At 44.8% G+C, this 15,388-nt stretch carries 16 protein-coding genes; 14 read left to right on the top strand and 2 right to left on the bottom strand.

The genetic code is table 11. The annotated features are described in order from the left end of the window. Window positions 1–26 precede the first annotated feature (26 nt). Complete coding sequence (locus PSHG_RS00800; protein ID WP_026021108.1) at window positions 27–947, top strand: MBL fold metallo-hydrolase; 921 nt, start codon at window positions 27–29, stop codon at window positions 945–947. A 335-nt stretch (window positions 948–1,282) separates the two neighbouring features. Then, window positions 1,283–1,579, top strand: coding sequence for a hypothetical protein (locus PSHG_RS00805; protein WP_010268052.1), 297 nt, complete (start codon window positions 1,283–1,285; stop codon window positions 1,577–1,579). A gap of 119 nt (window positions 1,580–1,698) precedes the next feature. On the opposite strand, the gene PSHG_RS00810 is transcribed toward PSHG_RS00805, so the two are convergent. Continuing rightward, entirely contained in the window at window positions 1,699–2,502 is an 804-nt protein-coding gene (locus PSHG_RS00810) for an AraC family transcriptional regulator (protein WP_010268055.1), read from the bottom strand. Between the two features lie 135 nt (window positions 2,503–2,637). On the opposite strand from PSHG_RS00810, the gene PSHG_RS00815 reads away from it, so the two are divergent. From PSHG_RS00815 to PSHG_RS00865, 12 genes are all read left to right on the top strand, one after another. After that, window positions 2,638–3,411, top strand: a complete 774-nt coding sequence (locus PSHG_RS00815) for a sugar phosphate isomerase/epimerase family protein (RefSeq protein ID WP_010268059.1) — start codon at window positions 2,638–2,640, stop codon at window positions 3,409–3,411. Between the two features lie 34 nt (window positions 3,412–3,445). Continuing rightward, on the top strand, window positions 3,446–4,465 hold the full coding sequence (locus PSHG_RS00820; protein WP_010268064.1) for a Gfo/Idh/MocA family protein: 1,020 nt from the start codon (window positions 3,446–3,448) through the stop codon (window positions 4,463–4,465). Between the two features lie 174 nt (window positions 4,466–4,639). After that, on the top strand, window positions 4,640–5,143 hold the full coding sequence (locus PSHG_RS00825; protein WP_010268069.1) for a pyridoxamine 5'-phosphate oxidase family protein: 504 nt from the start codon (window positions 4,640–4,642) through the stop codon (window positions 5,141–5,143). A 129-nt stretch (window positions 5,144–5,272) separates the two neighbouring features. Continuing rightward, window positions 5,273–6,739: a spore germination protein gene (locus PSHG_RS00830; protein WP_010268074.1), complete on the top strand. Its 1,467-nt coding sequence runs from the start codon at window positions 5,273–5,275 to the stop codon at window positions 6,737–6,739. Between the two features lie 47 nt (window positions 6,740–6,786). After that, entirely contained in the window at window positions 6,787–7,500 is a 714-nt protein-coding gene (locus PSHG_RS31345) for a Ger(x)C family spore germination protein (protein ID WP_235782000.1), read from the top strand. After that, on the top strand, window positions 7,497–7,994 hold the full coding sequence (locus PSHG_RS31350; protein WP_235782001.1) for a Ger(x)C family spore germination C-terminal domain-containing protein: 498 nt from the start codon (window positions 7,497–7,499) through the stop codon (window positions 7,992–7,994). Before PSHG_RS31345 ends, PSHG_RS31350 begins: the two co-directional genes overlap by 4 nt. Continuing rightward, the gene (locus PSHG_RS00840; protein ID WP_010268076.1) at window positions 7,994–8,215 is read left to right on the top strand and encodes a hypothetical protein; all 222 of its coding nucleotides are present in this window, start codon (window positions 7,994–7,996) and stop codon (window positions 8,213–8,215) included. Before PSHG_RS31350 ends, PSHG_RS00840 begins: the two co-directional genes overlap by 1 nt. 17 nt (window positions 8,216–8,232) lie before the next feature. Further along, complete coding sequence (locus tag PSHG_RS00845; protein ID WP_010268078.1) at window positions 8,233–9,339, top strand: GerAB/ArcD/ProY family transporter; 1,107 nt, start codon at window positions 8,233–8,235, stop codon at window positions 9,337–9,339. 242 nt (window positions 9,340–9,581) lie between these two features. After that, on the top strand, window positions 9,582–10,646 hold the full coding sequence (locus PSHG_RS00850) for a MerR family transcriptional regulator (protein ID WP_010268080.1): 1,065 nt from the start codon (window positions 9,582–9,584) through the stop codon (window positions 10,644–10,646). 69 nt (window positions 10,647–10,715) lie between these two features. Continuing rightward, window positions 10,716–11,402: a class I SAM-dependent methyltransferase gene (locus PSHG_RS00855; RefSeq protein WP_010268083.1), complete on the top strand. Its 687-nt coding sequence runs from the start codon at window positions 10,716–10,718 to the stop codon at window positions 11,400–11,402. A 142-nt stretch (window positions 11,403–11,544) separates the two neighbouring features. Continuing rightward, on the top strand, window positions 11,545–12,477 hold the full coding sequence (locus tag PSHG_RS00860; RefSeq protein ID WP_010268087.1) for a helix-turn-helix transcriptional regulator: 933 nt from the start codon (window positions 11,545–11,547) through the stop codon (window positions 12,475–12,477). Window positions 12,478–12,600: 123 nt separating this feature from the next. Further along, window positions 12,601–13,488: a hypothetical protein gene (locus PSHG_RS00865; protein WP_148497590.1), complete on the top strand. Its 888-nt coding sequence runs from the start codon at window positions 12,601–12,603 to the stop codon at window positions 13,486–13,488. 83 nt (window positions 13,489–13,571) lie between these two features. Here the strand turns inward: PSHG_RS00865 and PSHG_RS00870 are convergent, their stop codons facing one another. Then, window positions 13,572–14,984, bottom strand: coding sequence for an extracellular solute-binding protein (locus tag PSHG_RS00870; protein ID WP_010268091.1), 1,413 nt, complete (start codon window positions 14,982–14,984; stop codon window positions 13,572–13,574). Between the last annotated feature and the right edge of the window lie 404 nt (window positions 14,985–15,388).

Here is a 15,388-nt window from a genome sequence, read left to right on the forward strand (position 1 = left end):
TTGCTGAAGTAGGGAGCTTAGCGGAGGTGAAACGCTTGTACGATATACAGCTAATACATATATACGGCTCCAGCTATTTCTGTTCTGGAAAATACGCGGTAGGAGTTTATTTGGATAAATCGAGCAAATCCGCTATTTTGGTTGATTCTGGTCCTGACGAGCATAGCGCGAGGGCGATTGACCAACAAATTGCCGATCAAGGCTACCGGATCTCTGCTATCCTTCATACGCATGGTCATCGCAACAATTATGGGGGAGACCGCTATTTCATTGAACGCTACCCTGAGGTGAGGATTTATTCTACAGCAGCGGCTCTGTCTTGGATGACTCACCCCGACTTGGAGGCCATCTGTTGCGGTGAAATTCCTTCGTTTTATAAAAACAGGGAGATGCCACCCGTCACAGATTTGCTGGAGGAACGGGATGGGCCCTTGCCTATTGAAGGAATTAAATTTAAGGTTATGACACTGCCTGGACATGTTCCTGGGACCGTTGGGTTCGTAAGTCCGGATAATGTGCTTTACTGTGGAGACGCCGTCTTCGGCGACAAAATATTAAAGAAGCAAAGTTTGCTTCTATATACAGACATTAGCGAAGCCAAGCGCACGTTTCGCAAGTTGGCAGAGGCTGAACCCAAGGCTTATGTAGTATATCACGGAGGAATCTATTACGAAGTGTCCAAACTGATAGATAAGCATCTAGGCAGGATGAGCCAATTGTTAATGCTTGTAGAAAGCCGAATTAAACAGAAGCCTGTTACCTTGGAAATGCTGGTCAAACAAATAATGGCACATTTTTCTCTCGAAGACGGTTTGGAACCCTATTCGTTGACCTCTCATATTGTGCGGGCCTATGTTGCAGAGTTGCTGGACCTTGATCGGATCAGAGCCAGGGTAAGAGAGGGGACCTTATTCTTTGAATATCGGGAACCGAATAATGGATTTTGACTATTTCAGCATTTTGCATAAAGTCCTGCGGAGTTTCAAATAAACGAGATAAATCGTACTATACAAAATGCTCATTTGGCAGTAGGGATAGAATAAAGTTGATAATCTTATTTAACTTCATACAAATACCTATCACGAGGGGATTTAACAATCAATGTTGAATTTCCATTGTTTTTCTAGTACTATATTTAAACAAATGTTTAAGAATATTGCAATCGTAATGTCGAGAGTGATTTGTAAAAGTATTTCTTACTCAGAGGGTATCTCCCCTTTTGCGATGATAGCTTACATTTGCAGCAGAGGTTTGGTTCAGTGTGAAAGGAGAGGGCATTTGTTTGGAAAGGCAAGACGAAGAGCTCACTTGTATGGCTGCGGCGATGTTTGAAATCTTAAAAACGGTATCCGCTAGAATTTCCGAAATGGAACGTGTGGAGTATTTAGAGTGGGGCCTTTTTTTTCAATGGAATAAGTTAATGGATCTATTTATTGAAGGCTGCGGTATTCAGGATGAAATTAAAGTGCAGTTGATGGAAGAGGTTATATTGCCGGGATTGGAAAACGAAATAACAACCGAACAAGTGGTCGTTGCTATTTTGGATTCTGTCCGCGCTTACAAGGACAGCAGTACCTAAACCTTCTTATTTTCATCCTGATTTTTTGATAGAGAGGGGGCCGAAACCCACTTTATAAAGAGGTATCACGGCTAAGAGCCGTTGGATCCTCTTTTTGCGTTGTGCTTTATTTCAAATGCCTAAAGGCGTTCGGAAGAGCGGTATTTGGCGGGTGAAACCCCAAAGCGGGAACGGAATACGCGGTGAAAATAAGAGTAGCTTGCGAATCCGCTCGTTTCCGCGACTTGTTCCAGCTTCATATTGCTGTATTTCATTCTCTCCAAAGCAGTGTTAAGCCTGACTTCGTTTGCATATTGCACCATTGTTTGATTATAGCACTGCTTGAACAAATGAACGGCTCTAGATACACTCAGACCTGCGTGGCGTGCTGCTTCCTCAATCCGCAGCGGGGCGGAGGCCGTTGCGTGCTCTTCGATATATCGTTTGAGCCGGAGGGCGATAAAGGCTGTCCGGTCCATTAGCTGGGTTTCTGTGACGGATCTGTCCAAATACAGACATAGACTCCGCAGCATATAAGCAGCCAGCTCCACGTTTTGTTCATCCGGCCCCCGCCGCTTTTCCAAAATAAGACTCCGCCATAATCCAAGCAGCTTGTCATCAAAGTCTATGCGGCTAACCGCCGGCCGTTTGCTTCTTCGCCACCAGCTGTCTATCCATTCACCTTCGCAAAATAAATAGTAATCGCTGCTGGACAAGCGAGGATTGCCCTCTGCAGCTGTTACTTCGAGAGTATAAATATCCCCCGGCTTCAGCAGTAACAAATCGCCTGCTTGAAGATGCTGTTTTTCGTCATAATAATAAGCAGTACTGCTGCCTTCCGTTTGCAGTCGGAACAGGTAGCTGTCCACACCGTTGCGGTAGCTGCTGTGATAAGGCTCCGAATGGCAGGAAAATCCGCAGTGCAGAAGGACCGTATCCTTCACGGTTCATCATTCCTTCCAATAAAAGATAGCCAAATAGTTCATGTCTTAGGTAGATCAGACATGTTCATTTTACAGCATTTCGGCTATGATATCATCATATTGTGGATTTTATTAGGTAATCGAAGAGGTGATAGTATGAGAAGAATGGGAATCGGTTTGCAATTGTATACTCTCCGTGAAGAAACAGCTAAAGATTTTAAGGGAACACTGCGCAAGGTAGCAGAGCTGGGTTATGAAGGTGTAGAGTTTGCAGGCTATGGAGGCATTCCGGCCGGGGAAATGAAAGCGTTATTGGATGAACTCGGACTAAAGGCAATTGGGGCTCATGTCGGACTTCATTTGTTGAAGGACAATTTGGAGCAGGAAATAGATTATCTCAAGACTATCGGAGCTTCATATATGATTTGTCCTTATGTCAGTCCGGAAGAGCGCGGTGGCGAAGCGGAATGGAAAGAAAGGTTCGAGCTGCTGGCTAAGGTTGGTGCGGAAGCCCGTAAGCATGGTCTAGTATTTGGCTATCACAACCATGATTTCGAATTTACCGGCCATGTCGGGGAGCTTACAATTTTTGACGCTTTATATGAAGCTACAAAACCGGAAGAGGTTCAAGTAGAACTGGATGTATGCTGGGTTCAGTTTGCCGGACAAGACCCGCTCGCTTATATTGCTAAGTATGCCGGACGTCTTCCGCTTCTGCATCTTAAGGATTTCAGCCGCAAACCGGACGGTTCAATGGATACTTTACAGCTTGGTCTGGGAGATGTCGATTTGCCCGCCGTCATTCAGGCTTCATCAGATGCCGGAGTAGAATGGCTGATCGTGGAACAGGATCACTGCCAGCTGCCTCCGCTCGAAAGCGTGGCTAACAGTATACAATGGGTCAAAGAAAATTATTTAACACAATTTTAAATGCTTTACCTTTAATGAGAGGGGAAAATATATAATGAGTAAAATTAAAGTAGCGGTAATCGGCTGCGGCGCTATTGCCCAGCGCAGACACATTCCTGAGTATGCGGCGAATGACAATGTTGAATTGGTTGCTTTTGCCGATCCGATCATCGAGCGCGCCGAACAGATGGCTGAACAATATGGAGGCAAAAGCTATGCCAGCATTGAACAGCTGCTGGAGGCAGAGAAGGTAGATGCCGTAAGTGTTTGTACGCCCAATTATTTGCATGCGCAGCACTCTATTGCAGCAGCCAATGCAGGCGCTCATGTATTGGTAGAGAAACCGATGGCAACCAGTAAGGAAGACGCAGAGAAAATGATCGAAGCAGCCCGCAAAAACAATGTTTACTTGATGGTAGGTCACAACCAGCGGCTAATGCCCCCTCATGTTAAAGCGAAAGAGCTGCTCGATTCTGGCAAGCTCGGCAAAGTGCTTACATTCCGTACTTCCTTTGGTCATGCAGGGCCAGAGGGATGGAGTGTGGATGGCCGCGAAAGCTGGTTTTTCCGTAAAGAAGAAGCGGTAATGGGTGCGATGGGCGATCTCGGTGTTCATAAGGCGGACTTCATTCGCTATCTGCTTGCAGACGAAGTAGTAGAGGTGTCCGGTTTTATTGGAACCACCCATAAGGAAGATACAGATGTAGATGATAATGCAACCTGTATTCTTCGCATGAAAAGTGGCGCAATCGGTACATTGGTTGCGAGCTGGACACAGTATAAGGGTGGCGATAACAGCACCGTGCTCTGGTGTGAGAATGGTGTGATCAAGATTGGAGCAACCTCCGGAGATGAGGTTGTCGTTGAACTGACAAACGGCACTCAAGAAACCTATAAGGTTGGAGCCATGGCTACTAATGAAAAGCAAGTACCCAGCGGTGTAATTGATGCCTTTGTGGAAAGTATTAAAACAAGCACACCTCCTTCGATTTCCGGAGAAGAAGGTATGCGTTCGCTGAATGTCATTTTGGCTGCCTTTGAATCACAAGCTACCGGAAGAAGCATCAAGCTTTAATTTTATTTAAAATAACTTAATGACAATAAGAGATTCCATCATGTCTTAGGGCTGGTGGAGTCTCTTTTTTTCACTATAGAAGTTTTTCTCGTGTCTCCATGCAAAAATGTTTAATCGTTTAATGACCTTGGGGGAAGTGTAATAGAGACTAAATTCAAATGCGAGGTGATATCGATGTCAAAATCGAACGATACCCAAATCAATCAAGAAGCTGTAGAAACCGTTAAGGACATCATTAAAAATGTGGAAACGGCCATGCTATCTACGTTTGCGGATGGCGGGATCAATTCAAGACCAATGCAAACGCAGGATATTGAATTTGATGGCGACCTATGGTTTCTCACGAAAAAGGATACAAGCAAGTACCAGGAAATTATGGATAACCCAAATGTGAATGTTGCCTATGTCGGTAAATCCTATGTTTCCATTCGCGGAGTCGCTGAAGTGGTAGACGATGTGCAGCGTAAAAAAGAGCTGTGGAAAAAAGTGTACGCATCGTTCCTCGATACGACCTATGAGGATCCTAATATTATTTTGATTAAAATAAATACGCAAACTGCGGAATATTGGGACACGGGGGATAAGCTGAAAACCGTAAAGGCGTTCCTGAGAAAAATGACAGGCAATTCTGAAAAGGACAAAAAGGAACTAAATCAAACGGTTAACATGAACTCATAGTGCAGTGAAGAACGTCCATTACTTTGATTCAAAGTATAGATTAGTCAATGCTGGGAACAGTAAAGATATGAAAAAGCTGTTAAAGACAGAAGTCACCAGCATGACATCTTACTCAAGGAGTCACTTTAAATGGACACAACAAATTCGGCAAAAAATCAAGAGCCCTTACCGGACTCGATTATAGAAATTAAGGAACTGATGAGAAACCGCTTAGGAACGAGCCCGGATATCGTAATTCGCGATATGCGAATAGGCCCGATTCCGGCGGTTATTTTATACATTGAGGGTATGGGGGATCCCCAACCCCTGCTGCAAGCCATTCATCAAGATATGGCAATGTTCTATGATGAAAAAGAGCCATCGCCCGAACATTACATAAACATTTTGCAGCTGCGCTCCATCACGCTGGGCAAGATTGGTCAAGCAGATACGCTGGGTGCAGTAGAAGAGAAGCTGTTATCCGGGAATACCATTCTCTTTATGGAAGGATTATCAACGGCCTTATATATCGGTACTCAATCACTTAAACAGCGCAATGTTGAAGAGCCAGCCTCGCAATCTGTGGTGAGAGGCCCTAGAGAAGGATTCACAGAGTCGCTTCGGGAAAACACAGCACTGATTAGAAGAAGAATACAAAGCCCCGACCTGCGTCTGGAACAATTGAAAATAGGGGAAATGACGAATACACAAGTCGCAATTATGTATATGGAAGGAATAAGTGATCCTGAGATTTTACAAGAGCTGCGCAGGCGCATGAGCCAAATCAGTGTGGAGAGTGTTCTGGAGAGTAACTATATCGAAGAGATGATTCAGGATCAACGCTATAGTCCATTTCCTACGGTGTACAACTCAGAACGTCCGGACGTAATTGCCTCGGCATTGGTTGAGGGGCGGATTGCTATATTGGTTGAGGGTACTCCATTTGTGCTCGTAGTTCCGGCCTTATTCGTACAGTTTTTTCAATCGAGTGAAGATTATTATCAGCGTGAGGATTTTTCCAGTCTAGTGCGTCTGCTTAGATATTTATGCTTTGGTATCGCACTACTAACCCCTTCTTTTTATATTGCTATTACTACGTTTCATCAAGAGATGCTCCCCACGAATCTGTTGACCAGTCTGATCGGTCAGCGTGAAGGAATTCCCTTCCCCGCCTTTGTCGAAGCTTTATTGATGGAAATAACCTTTGAGATCCTGCGTGAGGCGGGGATCCGGCTACCTAAATCTATAGGCCAATCCATCTCCATTGTAGGCACTCTAGTTATCGGTCAAGCCGCTGTTGAGGCGGGACTTGTTTCAGCAGCCATGGTTATTGTCGTATCCATTACGGCTATAGCCAACTTTGCTTTGCCTGCCTTTAACTTAGGGATTACGGTGCGGATTCTTAAATTTGCGATTATGGGCATTGCCGCTTCGTTTGGCTTATATGGGATGATCATCGCATTAATTATATTGGCTTTGCATTTGTGCAGTTTAGAGTCGGTTGGGGTGCCATATATGACCTCATTTGCCCCGATGCGTTGGAAAAGTCAAGCGGATGCCTTATTGAGATTTTCTCAGAAAACGAAAAAGAAATGGATAAATAAGTCCAAAACGTAAATCATCATCCAGTAGCATGGGCACAAGGCTTAACAGGAGGGATAATCATGTATAAAAAGCTTTTGCTAATAGCTCTTTTATTAAGCAGTTTGGTTATTGCCCCTGGGTGCTGGAGCAGAAAGGAATTAAACGAAATTGCAGTAGTTATGGCTTTAGGTATTGATGTTGCAGAAGGAGGCTACTCCGTATCTGCTCAAGTGCTCAATTCCAGCGAAGCCGGCTCGACGCATATTAATTCTATTGGCAGCCTGCCTGTGGTCACTTACAAGTCTTTTGGCAAGACAATACCGGACGCTCTGCAGAGGATGCTAAGCATGGCTCCCAGAACGCTTTATTTGTCTCACCTAAGAGTATTGGTTTTCGGAGAAGAGCTCGCCAGAAAAGGGGTAGGGGATGCTATGGATTTTATTTCAAGGAATCATGAGCTGCGGACGGATTTCTTCTTGCTGGTGGCTAAAAATTCAAAAGCTACTGATATTCTCGAAGTAGTCACACCGTTCGAGTACATACCGGCCAATTCTTTATACACCTCTATCCTCGCTTCTAATAGAAAATGGGCGGTAACCGGTAAAGTCACTCTACAGCATTTTATTACAGAATTAAAGCGTCATGGCTCTGACCCTGTGCTCTCCGGTGTGGAATTGGCAGGAAAAAAAGAGAGTGCAGGAAGTGTAGATAATGTAAAAAAATTAATCCGGACACCCTGCTGCAGCATGCGGGGCTGGCTGTATTTAAAAAAGACCGGCTGGTTGGTTGGTTGACTGAGCCCCCTAGTAAAGCTGTTAATTACATATTAAACAAAGTGGATTCAACAGAAGGCTTTATAGAATGTCCGGAAGATCATGGCATCGTTGGATTTAAAGTTACAGATTCGAAGAGCTCCATCGAAGTAGCACTTGGTCCCGACGAAGAACCGCAGTTCACTGTTAACCTGAGAATTGAAGCAAATCTCAATGCGGTCCAATGTTCAATGGATTTGACTCAACCCTCAATTGTTGACGAGCTTCAACAAGAAATCGGGGAGAAGTATAACAAAAATCTTGAAAAGCACATAAAGACCGTTCAGAAAAAATACGGATCGGATGTGTTCGCATTCGGTGAAGCTCTCCATCGCCGCTATCCTAAAGTATGGAAAAAGTATCGCGAAAATTGGCATGATAAGTTCAAAAATGTATCCATCGAAGTGAACACAAAAATCGATATCCGCAGAATTGGATCGATTGTCCAGCCATTGAATGAAGAGGTGTCAGAATAATGATTTGGAATGTAGTGCTGTTAGTGGTACTGGTGATTTGCTTGATCGTGGAAGTGCGAAGAATTATCCAGCAGAAATTTAAAAGAGATTTGATTGTCTTTATAGCGGTATGGGGTTTGGCGGTAGTGTGTTTGACAGCGCATATGCTGGAGCTGCCGGGGTTTAAGCCGCTTGATTGGATTGCTGCTGTTACCCAGCCTATTAATAAGCTGATGCCTTAGAAGGGGGTGGTAATCCCGTGACAAATCAGAAGGAGTTATCGCCGCGTCAATTATTTATTTTGACATTCTCTTTGACGGTCGGTACGTCTATACTGGTTACGCCTGCGGGTATGGCTCAAGCGGCAAGAGAGGATGCCTGGCTCGGGTCATTGGTAAGTCTTGTCATCAATATCATAATGGCAGTAATTTATTTGCTGATGATACGATTGTATCCGGGCAAGACTTTGTTTGAGATTCACGAAGCGGTGCTCGGTAAGATTGCGGGTAAGGTGCTTAACCTTCTCTATTTGTTTTATTTTTTAATCTTAACCGGTACCTTGCTCGGGAATCTTGGTTTTTTCATAAGCAGTGAAATTATGCCGGAAACCCCGATAGAAGCCGTACAAGGGTTGTTTCTGCTCTCAGCCGTTATTTGTGCCCGTCTCGGGGTAATTATACTGGCCAGAGTCGGTGAACTGATGTTTCCTTTCATCTTGATTTTGTTTCTGGTTTTGGTATTGGCTTTGTCCCCGCAAATAGAATGGACATACATTCTTCCGGTTATGGAAGAAGGCTTAATGCCGATCCTTAAAGCGGGCTTCCATGCATCCATGTTTCAGGAACTGATTGTTATGGTGGTGTTTTTTTCTCTTGTGAATGGACAAGGCGAGGGGAAAAAAGCTTTAATAAAGGGAAGTGTTGCAGGAGGAGCTGTTCTTACTGTAATCGTGATATTAAGCATATTAATTTTGGGTATTGAGCAAACAGAAAACAGTACATTTCCGGCCTTTGCTTTAGCCAAAACGATAAACGTGGGAAATTTCTTTCAACGGGTAGAGGGCATTCTGATTACGATGTGGGTTATGACTTTTTTTGTAAAAATCTCCCTGTTGTTTTTAGCTATGCTTCAAGGGCTGCAAACAGTGTTTGGTCTTCAGCTTCAAACTCCATTTATTTATCCGTTAGCTGTGATGTTTATTATCGTGTCTTGGAACACGTATATCAATACGATCTATGTGGCTGATATCATCCAAAATTCATGGGTAGGCTACGCAATGCTTCATCTGTTAGCCATCCCTCTGCTAATAGTCTGCATCGGTTATTTCAAAACAAAGTGGCTGTCTTCTAAAGCGTCCGCATCTTGAGCCGCGGATCTCTCGGAGCGGCATATCCTTATTCACCTGGAGAAAGGCCGTTTATGCGCATATAAGACTGTGGGCGGGGAGAGATCCGGTACCCTATTTTCCAAAAGAATAGTTTCTGCTCCTTGGCTTATAGCTTTATAGGTTGTATAGAGATTATACTAGGTTTAGTGATAATAGGCTTCTAATCCTTTCCCCAGGGATAAAGTTTAGAGACCGGCTTATTGTGAGGATGATCTCCGTACATGAACAATAGTTATATTATGAAAATTAAAGAGGTTGCCGACAGGCTGTCGATTTCCACGAGATCGATACGGTTCTATGAAGCCAAAGGTCTGATCTCTCCTCAGAAGCAGGAAAATAATGACTACAGGATTTTTACAGAAAAAGATATTTGGCGCCTGCAAACGATTCTCTCTTTAAGAGAAGCAGGGATGAGTATAGAAGATATCCGAAAAGCCCTTCCTGTCGTTGAGCAGGAAGACCGGGAACAGTTGCAATCGTATCTGGAACTGCAGAGAGCGGTTTTGTTCTCCAACTGGTTGGAAATCAAGCAATTAATCAACACGACGGACTCGATCATAGATCTTTTAAAGCAGAATGAAACTGTTCCATTAAACGATATTTTTGCCCTAGCCAACACTTCAAAAACAGCAAGAGAAGCCCGTAAAAATTGGACAGATCAATGGGATTTCGACCAGCAAGCAGGAACACACGATGAACGGGTCGTAATCGGTAATGGTGAATACCGCGATTATGGGCAAGCCCTTGAAACGACTGTGGAATGGGTGGCGGCAAAAAGCGGGGAGAGAGGATTGGATGTAGGCACGGGAACTGGAAATTTGGCCGGGAAATTGCTCGGCTTGGGAGTACGAATGGCCGGCATAGATCAATCCATTGAGATGCTGAAGCAGTGTCAGAGAAAGCATCCTCAAATGGAGACAAAACTCGGTAATGTTTTGGCGATTCCTTATGTGGACGGGCAGTTTGATTTTATTGTAACGAGCTTTGCTTTCCACCATATATCGGAGGAACAAAAGGTGATAGCGCTGGAGGAGATGCGGCGTGTTCTAAAGCCTCACGGAAGAATTTGCATGACGGATGTTATGTTTGAAACCCCGCAGCAAAAAGAAGCTTATCTCGAAGAGCTGACCAATCAGGAGGGAAGGGAAGCGGCGGAACGCTCTCGCAATGAGCATTATGCTTATCTCTCCACCCTTCTCCAATGGTTTGACGAACAAGGATATATTACGAAATATAAGGCGATTAACGAACGGCTTTTTACTGTTTTGGCTGTGCCTATCAGATAATGGTATTGACCTTCTCCTTACGTTAATCGATACGATAAGCATGAAGACGATTAAGGAGGAGGAGCTGTAATGCCAAGCCATGAACAAATTTACCAACAAGAATCACATACCTATGAAGAACTTATTTCTAAGCAGCAGAGTCTTTTGGAGGTGATTGAATCCATAAGACCGATTAAAGATCTTGAGATTCTTGATCTGGGGGCCGGTTCAGGCCGTTTGACCCGAGTGCTAGCGCCACAAGCAAAATCGATCATAGCTACAGACTCGTCAGAAGCGATGTTAAAGCTGCTCAGCAAATTTCTGGACGAACAAGGATGGGGACATGTGAACGTGCAGGTGGCCGATCATCGCTCGCTGCCAGTCAAGGACAGCAGTGTCGATCTAATCGTTTCAGGCTGGAGCATCGCTTATTTGTGCAATACGGACGTGAAAGATTGGCGGTTGAATCTGCGTCAAGTGATGTCGGAAATCAAGCGGGTGCTACGTCCGGGGGGAACGGTCATCCTGTTTGAAAATTACGGAACAGGTTCTGAAGAACCCGATCCGCCAAAGTTTTTACAGCCTTATTTTAAGCTGCTGGAGCAGGAATACGGCTTTACCCGTCAATGGATTCGCACGGATTATGTGTTTGCTGATGTGGAAGAGGCAGAGAGGCTCATCCGGTTTTTCTTCGGTGACCAATTAGGAGATCAGGTGGTCCAAGAACAGAAGGCTCGCTTTCCTGAATGCGCAGGAGTTTGGTCGCTGCAGGTTTAGGGGAGGTCCCCTCTTTACGGCGGTGGCCGCGTCATTCTTTAGGAGATAAACAGTAACAAAAAACAAAACTAATGGTGACAACCTACCTGTCACCATAGGGATGCTATAATGGCTTTGAAATGGGGAATTGGTTGTGAATCGAATGGACAGGCTCCTGGCGATTCTGATCTCGCTTCAGCAGCAGCCGGCAAAAGCTCAAGAGTTAGCAGATAAATTTGAGGTAAGCCGAAGGACTATTTTGAGAGATATGCAATCACTTTCAGAAATGGGCATCCCTGTATGTTCAATGCCTGGCTCTGCGGGGGGGTATAGTTTGATGGAGGGATTTCAGCTGGCGCCGCTGGAACTCGATTCGAACGAAGCACTGACTGTGTTGTTCGCCCTCCGCAGTCTGGCGAAAATGAACGATACACCGTTTGCGGCTGCCTCAAGGTGGACGGTGACGGACAAAATCCGAGCTATATTACCTAAACCGGTGTTAACGCAAGTAGAACCGATGCTAGAGCAGGTGGAAATAGAGATGCCCCGTCGTAAAGTGAAGGCCCCTCATTTAGCCGAGCTTTGGTCTTATTTGACTGAAAAGCGCTGGATTCATGCCTTGTACCGATCTGCCAATCATCAACGCTGGCTGCAGCTGTTTCCCCGCAGGCTCTATATTGCGCATGGATTTTGGTATTGTGATGCTTATTCGGTTACACACGGGGAACGAAGGACCTTTCGCGTTGATCGTTTTGAAGTTATCCGGGAAGCCGATAAGCCAGACTCAGCAGAAGAAATGATTGAAGCTGAAGCCTTAAATTCACAAACGGGTATAACTGATTCAGCTATCCGTATTGTCGCCAGATTAACTTATCGGGGCTCGTTATTAGCGGAGCAGGATGAGCATATCGGTGAGCATGTTCAGCAAATTTCGGATGAAGAGTGGGAGCTGGATTTTATATGTCCGTCCACGGAATGGAATTGGGCTGTGCGTTTTTTCTTTACTCTTGGTATGGATGCGGAGGTATTGGAGCCAGAACTGCTGCGAGAAGAGATTTGCTCGTTAGCTAATCAACTTCGGGACAGATATGGTTGAGGAGGCTCATCCTCTCCCGTTAGTAACAGAAAATCACACTAAAATCAATAGAGGGCAAGCCGGGAATTCGGTTGGAACAAGCGTAATCCAGAATGCCCAACAGCGGGAAAACTGAAGGAGGACATGATGAATATAAATGAAGTGTTGGAGCGGGCCAAGCTGTTTCTTTATCGAAATGGACGCCTGCTGGACCGCAGACGATTTGAGTATTTTTTTGAAGGGGGCAGTAAAGAAGCGGTAATTGAAGCGCTGCGGAGTTATCAAAACCCGGATGGTGGCTTTGGAAACGCACTGGAGCCGGATATCCGTTGTCCCTACAGTCAGCCTATACCGACGGAAGTGGCACTTCACATTATGGACGAGCTCGATTATTTTCCGCCAGATCTGCTGGAAGGAATCATTAACTACGTTAAACAAACAACACTATCTGAAGGCGGCCTGCCTTTAATCTTCCGGAATGCGGGGGAGTATCCTTCCACACCATGGTGGAAAGTCGAGCGGGACGATCTGCCATCAATGAACCCTACCGGGACTATCATCGGCCTGTTGTATAAGCAAAAAACGAGGACGGACTTTTTTAGAGAAGACTGGTTTAAGAAATCTGTCCATTTTTTATGGCACTATATGGAGACAGAAAAACCTAAAGGTTATCATGATGGTATTCATTGGATCACTTTTTTACAGCACACACCCGAAACCGCAAGAGCGGAAAAATATTTGAAAAAGGTGGACGAATGGCTTCAGCTTCCAGAAACAATAGAACTGGATCCCGAAGCTGAAGGGTATGTGCACAAAGTGCTGGATTGGGTACCGCAAAAAGGCGATTACCCCGGAAAGTTTATCTCTGACACCGATGTAAACGTCCATCTGCAAGCCCTAATCCGTCAACAGGCTGAGGACGGGGGATGGCCAATAAGCTGGCAGGCTGTTGGACCCGGTGCGGAAGCCGAGTGGAGAGGCTATCTTACAGTCGAGAGATTAAAGACTTTGCGATCTTACGGGATAATCTAGCTGGCCTTAAACCGTTCGGAAAAGGCTGCTTGGAAAACTAAGGGACCCCCTAAAAGCCTCCATAAAAGACGCAAGTCTTTACTTCAGACCATACCCGTTTTCTCCAGGAGAAGCGTTAACTCAAGATTGCTGCAGCATTGCTCCAGATCTGATATACCAGCCCAATACAGCATTAATTCATTCCGCATTTTATTCATTTGCTCGCCATTCAGTCCCAATTCACTATGAAGGCGAAAACTTTGAATAATTTCCCTGTATAAGGTAAACCGTGACGGTTCCGAGGGTAAAGGAGGGTGGCTGGCATCCGTTCCACGTTCCGCTGCTTTCCTCATTGCGGGTATGCTTAAGGTGTTACGGCGGATTAACGCCTGGTAGTCAAATGACGTGAACTCATTGACGAGCAGCTTGGCTTCTTCCTTACGGGCACACTGCCTGGATACGGCTAGGCCCACGACCAGATTCAAGGTAAGGGAAGAGTTAAGCGCTGGCAATGGGGCGATATCAAATTGAAAGGGAGCATCCTGGAAAAAGTTCAAGCCAAAATAGGTGGTCATGATCATCGTAATTTTACCGGTTCCAAACAGCTGCTCCGCTTCCAAATCGCTCTGGGACAGGAAGGAGGTGACCCCTTGCCGGGAAAGTACTTCCCGGCTCATGCGCACGGCATCCCGCAAGCGTTCATCTCCCACAGCGGGATCGGACAGGCTGCTGTCCGGGGCAAGCCTGTTCTTTTGCAGCAAAAAAATAGGCCAACGGTTATCCGATAAGGCATGATAATAAAAACCGATGTGTTTGCCAAGTTTAGTAATTTCCTCGGCTACTTGAAGCAGATGATCCCAGGTCCAGCTGCTGTCCGGCTCAGGCAAATCCAGCTCCTCAAAATGATCCTTATTGTAAGCCAGAATAACCGGTGAAAATGTAAAGGGCACAGCGTACTGCTTTGCTCCTTTCTGAAAGGCTGAAAGCAAAAAAGGATAGATATCCGGACTGGATTCTATAGGCTCAAGCAGCCGTTCCATGCTGTCCGCTTCATGGCTTTCCACAAAGCTTTGATGATTAAACATCGCTATATCAATAAGATCAGCCTGAAGGTAATGCTTCATCAGATGCAGATCATCAAATTTAAACGGAATCGGAATTAATTTAATCTGAATATGAGGATGCCGACTGCGGAACATTTCCACCATGGCTGACAAGTCCGTCTGCTTTAACATGGCAGGATAATAACCTAACCGCAAGGTAATTTCCGGGTTGGCTCCTGGGCAGCTTACCTTGTTTCCTATTCGTGGAATTTTCTGTACATAACCCTGATTCACTAATAAATCCAAAGCTTTGCGAACAGAATGCTTGCTAAGGCTGTACTGTTCGGCTAACTCCAGCTCGGACGGCAAAAAATCCCCTTCCTTCAATTCCCCCCTGTCAATCTCGTTTTGGATAGCTGAGATCAAACTGTCTACTTTACTTCGAAGAACGGATTGTCTAGTTTTACGACTCACTTGAATCCTCCTAATGCTGAAGGTGAAATAAAAAAAATATTCATCTATTTGCTCTATAAGGGAAGAGCTGAACTGTATCTGGTTGAAGTGTGAAAGTAACCCAAATAAGTGTGGAAGTAACCTAAATAAACAAAGTAAATCAGGCTAGGACTAGAGCAGTCTTTACAAACCAGTATAATTCAACACACAAGAAAAGTCACGTGCACCTGCAAGAAAGAAAATTATTGGATCGAATCAGGTTGCATATTCAATGGTTGCATTATTGCTATGGTTGCTTTGTTTATTTATTAAAAGTAATGGCTTGTCTATAGATACAGAAAGCTTACTTAACTTTAACCAAGCTATAAGAGGAAAAGTGAAGCATGCTGCTTGATATGCGGGGGAGTATTAAAAGTCTAAAAATA

The sequence above is a fragment of the Paenibacillus senegalensis JC66 genome, from assembly GCF_000285515.1.
Lineage (GTDB): Bacteria > Bacillota > Bacilli > Paenibacillales > NBRC-103111 > Paenibacillus_L > Paenibacillus_L senegalensis.